Source organism: Henriciella sp., assembly GCF_049649345.1.
Lineage (GTDB): Bacteria > Pseudomonadota > Alphaproteobacteria > Caulobacterales > Hyphomonadaceae > Henriciella.
On sequence record NZ_JBARZC010000278.1, the window covers coordinates 1 to 6,607 of the forward strand.

Annotated in this window: 6 protein-coding genes; 2 read left to right on the top strand and 4 right to left on the bottom strand. The window is 61.4% G+C overall.

Annotated features, from left to right (window positions below):
* The 3 genes from WA989_RS07415 to WA989_RS07425 form a co-directional block, all read right to left on the bottom strand.
* The coding region (locus tag WA989_RS07415; protein ID WP_424339867.1) for an efflux RND transporter permease subunit at positions 1-1,842 on the bottom strand (1,842 nt) is incomplete at its 3' end.
* 6 nt (positions 1,843-1,848) lie between these two features.
* Positions 1,849-3,030 (bottom strand): efflux RND transporter periplasmic adaptor subunit, encoded by a 1,182-nt coding sequence (locus WA989_RS07420; RefSeq protein ID WP_424339868.1) that lies wholly within the window; start codon positions 3,028-3,030, stop codon positions 1,849-1,851.
* Positions 3,031-3,033: 3 nt separating this feature from the next.
* Positions 3,034-3,711, bottom strand: a complete 678-nt coding sequence (locus tag WA989_RS07425; RefSeq protein ID WP_424339869.1) for a TetR/AcrR family transcriptional regulator — start codon at positions 3,709-3,711, stop codon at positions 3,034-3,036.
* Positions 3,712-3,932: 221 nt separating this feature from the next.
* On the opposite strand from WA989_RS07425, the gene WA989_RS07430 reads away from it, so the two are divergent.
* The gene (locus WA989_RS07430; protein ID WP_424339870.1) at positions 3,933-4,523 is read left to right on the top strand and encodes a nitroreductase family protein; all 591 of its coding nucleotides are present in this window, start codon (positions 3,933-3,935) and stop codon (positions 4,521-4,523) included.
* Between the two features lie 60 nt (positions 4,524-4,583).
* Positions 4,584-5,792, top strand: coding sequence for an MFS transporter (locus WA989_RS07435; protein ID WP_424339871.1), 1,209 nt, complete (start codon positions 4,584-4,586; stop codon positions 5,790-5,792).
* Here the strand turns inward: WA989_RS07435 and WA989_RS07440 are convergent.
* On the bottom strand, positions 5,789-6,607 hold an 819-nt coding region (locus tag WA989_RS07440; protein ID WP_424339872.1), incomplete at its 5' end, for an acyl-CoA dehydrogenase. The two genes, WA989_RS07435 and WA989_RS07440, sit on opposite strands and share 4 nt — an antisense overlap.

Here is a 6,607-nt window from a genome sequence, read left to right on the forward strand (position 1 = left end):
GTTGAAAGCATTGTAATAGACGCGGGGTGCTGCCTCGCCGAGTGTGAAATTGACCATCTCCACATTGGGATAGGAATAAAGCCGTTCGGTTGCCCGTTCAGCAGCGCGCCGGGCTTCAAAGATTGTCGCGGTGGGCGGCAGGCTGATCTCGACCTGAAACTGGTCGCGCTCGGTCTGCGGGAAGAACTGAACCGGAAGCGTGCCGCCAAGCATGAACCCGGCAAGGGCCGGCACGACACCAATCAGGATGCCCAGCGGTGGAAACCGGAGGACCGATCCGATTGTCCAGCGATATCCGTCGGTGATGACATCCAGCGAAATCCCGTCGCGCAACCAGTTCTTCGTCTCGCCCGGCTTGCGTTTGCGGTCGAGGCGGCCGGCCATGAAAGGGATGATCGTGATCGCCACGAGGAAGGACATGACCACCGAGAAGATCACCGAAATGCCGATCATGCCGATGAATTCACCGGCTGACCCAGGCATCAGTGCGATCGGCGCGAACGCCAGCGCCGTTGTCAGCGTCGAGGCAAAGAGCGGCCCGAACAGCTTTTTCAGGGCGATATCGATGGCGTCGACGATTGAATGCCCGCGCCCGCGCTCCTGATCGTATTCGTCATAGACGACAATCGCATTGTCGATCAGCAGGCCGAGCGAGATCACCAGCCCCGTCACCGACATCTGGTGAAGCGGATAATTGAAAATATTGAAGAGGATGAGCACCAGCGCCACGGTCAGTGGCAGGGCCGCGCCGACCACGATTGCAGCGCGCCAGCCCATGACGAGAAACAGGACAAGGAAAACGATCAGGGCAGAGAAAACGAGGTTCTTGGCCAGTCCGTTCAGGCGCGCCTCGGTATACTCGCTCTGGTCGAACAGGATTCGCACATCGATTTCATCAGGCGAATTCCGCTCGAATTCGGCGACCAGATCGCGGGCGGTCGCGGCCCATTTGTCGACCCGTTGATTGGGCTCGATATAGGCCGACACCATCACAGAGCGCTTATTGTCGGTGAAATTCATCACCGTGGCCGGATCCTCAATCCCTTTCTGGACGTCCGCAATATCGCCGACGCGGATGGCCGTACCATCGCCGCCCTGAACCAGGGGGACCGCGCGGATCCGCGCTATGCTGTCAAAGGCGCCACCAATTTCCAGGCCGACATTGGACTGATTGCCGCGAACCTGTCCGGCGGGCGCCTTGGCGTCGGCCGTGGAAATGATCTGCGCGGCCTGCGACATCGAAAGGCCTGCGGACGCCAGCGCTTCCGGATCGATGACGATGCGGACTTCCTCTTCCGGAAGCCCGAAAACCTGCGTCTCTTCTGTTCCGCTCAAGTTCTGGAACCGGTCGGCGAGGTTGCGGGCATATCGGCCCATCACCGCAAGCTCGGGCTCGCCGGAGCCCTCCCAGACCAGCCCCACCAGGATGGTCGATGCGCCGACATAAAGCCGCCGGACTTCCGGTGTGCTGGTTCCGGCAGGCAGGTCTGTGCGCGCGCCGTCGACCTTGGAGCGGATCAGCGTCCAGGCGTCGTCCACTTCGGCTTCCGACAGGTTTTCCTGAATGGAGATTTGTATCTGAGAGACATTCGCGCGCGAGACGGAATTCACCTCGTCGACCTCGGGCAATTCGCGCACCGCCATCTCGATCGGATCGGTCACGGTTGCCTCGATACGCTCGGCGTCGGCGCCGGGCAGCGTTGTGAGCACATAGCCGAACCGGCCAACCAGCGTCGGGTCTTCCTGTCGCCCAAGCGTCAGGATCGATCCGATCGCGCCGGCCAGCGCAATCATGATGACAAGGATGGAAAGCCTTGGAAGCCGGTAGAAGAGCGTCCGCATCAGCCGCTAGCCTTCATTCTGCCGGGTCGCTGTCGGATCGAGCTTCGGCAGGACGAGCTGTCCGGGCGTAATGCGCTGCAGGCCATCAATGATGATCCTGTCTCCGTCAGAAACCGCGCCGCGCACATAGGCCCGCTCACCCTCGCTCTGGATGATTTCGACAAGGCCCGGGCGCGCGCGCCATGTTCCATCTTCCAGCTTGGCGATATAGAGTGACCATAGCCCTCTCTGGCCTTCCGACAGCGCACTAACAGGCACCCAGAGCCCCGGCTCTGAGACATCGCGCTGCATCTGAAGGCGCACAACAGCGCCGACCGAAACAGCCTCCGGCACCTCGATATCGAAAACACTTGTCACCGTGCGCTGGCCGGAATCGATAACCCCCGTCACGGAGCGGAGCTTTACCGATACAGGCCCCCTGTCGCCAACCAGAGTATAGGTGTCGCCCTCGACGAGTTCGGCAGCCAGCGAGGCGGGAAGCCCGATCCGCGCTTCGAGCGCTTCGGTTTCAACCAGCTGGAACACCGGCATGCCGGGCGATGCAATGGCGCCTTCATCGAAATTGCGCTGCGTGATCACACCGGCAAAAGGCGCCGTGATACGCGCCAGATCGATCTGGACCCGGAGCGCCTCAGCCTGCGCCTTGGCAGCATCAATCCTGGCCTGGGCTGTGACGGCCCGAGCCACGGCTTCGTCCACACGCTGCTGAGCGACATGGCCTTTCCCTAGCAACGTATTCTGGCGCTCGACCGTTGTCATGGCGAGCGCATGGTTGGCCACCGCTTCAGCGATTTGCGCCTCCGCCGATGTCACTTGCGAGCGAAGGGCGCGCGTATCGAGCATGGCAAGCGAAGCGCCTCGGCTGACCCGGTCGCCGACATCCGCATTGATGCTCGAGATCCGGCCGCCGCTGGAAAAGCCAAGCTCGCTTGTCCGCTTGGCCGAAACGATGCCGGTGAATTTCTCGTCGAGGCTCAGCGAGCTTTGAAGATCAGCGGTCATCACGTCGACGGCTAGGGGCGTCGGGGTTTCGCTGATGATGAGCGGGCCTTCGCTGGAGCGTTGGGACAGCACGAACGCCGCAAGCCCCGCCGCCGCAATCAATATGACCAGGAGGAAGAGGAGGCCTTTCAAAAAGCTCGGCCGCGGCTCGCGGTGTTCGGGGGCTTCGGAGTCGGAAACAGTCATGACCTACCCCTTTCCATTCTTGGGAGAGCCACCAGGCGTGACTTCGAGGCTACGGATAATGCGGTCGGCGTAGAGGTCGATAAAATCGTCCTGGCTCATTGCGCTGGGCATCAGGGACATGGATGGAAAATCCCGGAAGTGCGCGATCATCATTGCGAGGCCATGCATCGCAGCCCAGACATATTTTGCGGTTTCAGCAGGGTCCGTCTCGGCGACGAAGTGTCCCGTCTCGATACCCTCCTCCACCATGCCCGCCAGAATGATGAAAGCGCGTGCGCGATTGGTCGTCCCGAACTCAGCTGGGTCAGGCGGTGTCGGATGCTGCGGCGCTTCGCTGGTAAAAGCGGCAATGTAGTGATGCGGTTTTTCGAGCGCGGTGCGGACATAGCCGGTTACGCAGCTTCTCGCGCGTTTCGCAAAGGTGGCCTCTTCCTCATAGAGCTGGTTCACGCAGGTCAGGATGCGGCCGAAAAAGGCCTCCTTGAGCTCATTGATCAGCTCATCCTTCGACTCGAAATACTTGTAGATCGCCGCAGGGGAGTAATCGATGTCATCGGCGATACGCCGGATGGACAGGCCTGCTTCGCCTTCACTGACAAAGACACGCTCGGCGGCTTCGAGAATGGAATCGCGAACTTTTAGCCGGCGCCGTTCTGCCGGAGTGATCAGACTGTCAGCCATGGCGCCTTTCGTCCTTTGGACTTCGAACACTGGTATAGCGGTTTTCGGGCCACAAGAAAAGAGTGTTCAATTTGTGAACGGTGTTCACTCTCCCCTGAGCTTCGGGCGTTCAGGTCCGAACGTCCATAATTCCCTGAACCGCTTCTAAAAATTCCGGATATGCGCCTTATGTTGCGGCCATGACCGATATATTTGCCGCCGCACCCCCCGTTGGAACACCAATGCTAGCGACCCGCCCGTCCGAGGATGTGCGCCGCTTTCTGTCGCTGCGCCGATCTGCCAACAAGGCAATGCTTGGCGCGCCAGGGCCCACGCCGCACCAGCTAGACCAGATCCTTGCGGCAGCGACCCGTATTCCCGATCACAGACGATTGTCGCCCTGGCGGTTTATTGTGTTCGAGGGGGACGCCAGAGCCGCGTTTGGCGATGCTGCGGCAAAGGTACACGCAGACGAAGCCGAAGGCGTCGATGAAAGCGCCCTTCAGTCAACGCGCCAGCTTATGCTGCGCGCGCCGACCATTATCGCCGTCGTCTCCAGCCCGAAGAATGATGGAAAGACACCCGTCTGGGAGCAGGAGCTCTCCGTCGGCGCGCTTGGCTACAATCTCTTGCTTGCGGCGAATGCAGCAGGATGGGGCGGCGTCTGGCTAACCGAATGGGTCGCATTCTCTGACGGCATCAACACACTCCTCGGCCTTGCAGAGACAGAGCGGCTTGCCGGTTTTATCTACCTTGGCACACCCACGGCCAATCCGCAGGAACGCGCGCGTCCGGCCCCCTCTGAGCTGATACAGCGCTGGTCCGGCCATTAACCGGCGGGCGAATACCGCCCGCCCGTTCTCAATCTTCGTCAATCGGGACCCCACCCGCTTATGCTCGCTTTCCTCAGACAGAATGCCCGCTGGATTGCAGGCGGCTTTCTGCTCACTTTCTTTTCGTCCTTCGGGCAGACCTTCTTCATCGGCCTGTCCGGCGAAGAGCTGCGCGCGAAATTTGATCTGACGGATGGCGAATTCGGTCTGACCTATATGGTGGCAACGCTCGGAAGCGCGGCGACATTGCCCTTCCTCGGGCGAACGCTGGACCACATGCCAGGACGCAAGGTGGCCTTGTTCGTGATCCCGCTGCTCGCCCTCGCCTGTCTTCTGATCAGCTATGCACCGACTGTCACCGTCATGGTGTTCGCCCTCTATATGCTGCGCCTCTTCGGACAGGGCATGATGACCCACACCTCTCTGACGGAAATCGGGCGCTGGTTCGCAGCGGGCCGCGGGCGCGCGACATCTCTAGTGGTTCCGGGGCACCAGACTGGTGAAGCACTCCTGCCTGTCACATTCACCTTGCTCGCTGCAGCCCTCGGCTGGCAAGCCGCCTGGATTGGCGGCGCGATCCTGCTGGTCGTGTTTGCCCTGCCTGCCATCCAACTTCTCTGGCGCGTCGAGCGCACGCCCCAGTCAACATCTCCGAATGATCCGCCGGCGCGCACGGCGCGAGACTGGACGCTGAAGGAAACGCTGCGCGATCCAAACTTCTATCTGTTGCTGCTGGGCGTCCTCGCGCCGCCTTTCATCGGCACGACCGTCTTCTTTCATCAGGATTATATGATCGAACTTCGCGGCTACAGCCCCTACGCCTTTGCGGGCGCTTTTCCGCTCATGGCGATGACGACGGTAAGTTTTTCGCTCGTCTGCGGCGGTCTTATCGACCGGTACGGGGCAAGCCGGCTCCTGCCCTTCTTTCTGCTGCCCATGGCGGTGGCGAGCGCGACAGCCGGTCTGCTGACGCCGGTCTGGGGTATCTACGCCTTCATGATCCTGATGGGCGTGAGCTATGGGTTTACGTCTACCCTGCTCGGTGCGCTCTGGCCGGAAGTATACGGCGTCAAGCATCTCGGCTCGATCCGGTCCGTCATCGTGGCGGCCATGGTGTTCTCGACAGCGCTCGGCCCAGGCCTTACCGGCGCACTGATCGACGCAGGGATCGCCCTTCCGACGCAGCTCGTCTGGTTGTCCGGCTGGTGTCTCGCCTCCTGCGCCATGTTCGGATTTATTTCGCCGAAACTCGCCGCCAGAAGCGCCTAGGCAAGACCGAACAGGGCTTCGCCCTCTGACAGAAAGCTGTCACCGCCGCGCGTTATACCGGAGACACGGCCCGGCGCTTCGGCGAGCGATGTTTCCGCGAAAAAGCCGCTGAGTGCTGTCAGCCGACCGCGAAGCGCGCTGCTTTCGGTGCGGGCTGCAAGCGCGCCTTGCGTCAGAAAGTGGCCGCCAATGACGTCGCCAGCAAGCTTCAGATAGGCCGTGGCCCCTGCAAGACCTTTCTCTTTCTCGCCCTTCATCGCCTCGAGCATCCAGGCGGTCGCCTCGTCGAGCGCGTCGGCTGCGGACGATAGCCGATCGGCGATCTGCACAAGCTGCGGATCATTTGTCTCACGCGCCGACCGGGCCGTTTCACGAACCTCGACAATCATGTCCGCCATGGCCTTGCCACCCGACATGGCCAACTTGCGCCCAACCAGGTCGATCGCCTGGATGCCGTTCGTGCCTTCATAAATCGGCGCGATGCGGGCATCCCGGTAAAGCTGCGCGGCCAGTGTCTCGTTCATGAAACCCATGCCGCCATGGATCTGCACGCCGAGGCTTGCCACCTCGACGCCCATATCGGTAGCCCAGGCTTTCGCGATGGGTGTGAGCAATTCCTCGCGCAGCTGCGCCGCTTCGGATTTGTCTGCATCCTCGCTTGTCTCTGCAAGGTCAGCGGCGACGCCGCAGGCATAGCAGATCGCTCGCGCCGCCATGACATTGGCCCGCATCGTGGTGAGCGTGCGGCGCACATCGGCATGATGGAGGAGCGGCGCCGGGCCATCCACTCCATCGGCTTTACCCTGCTTTCGCTC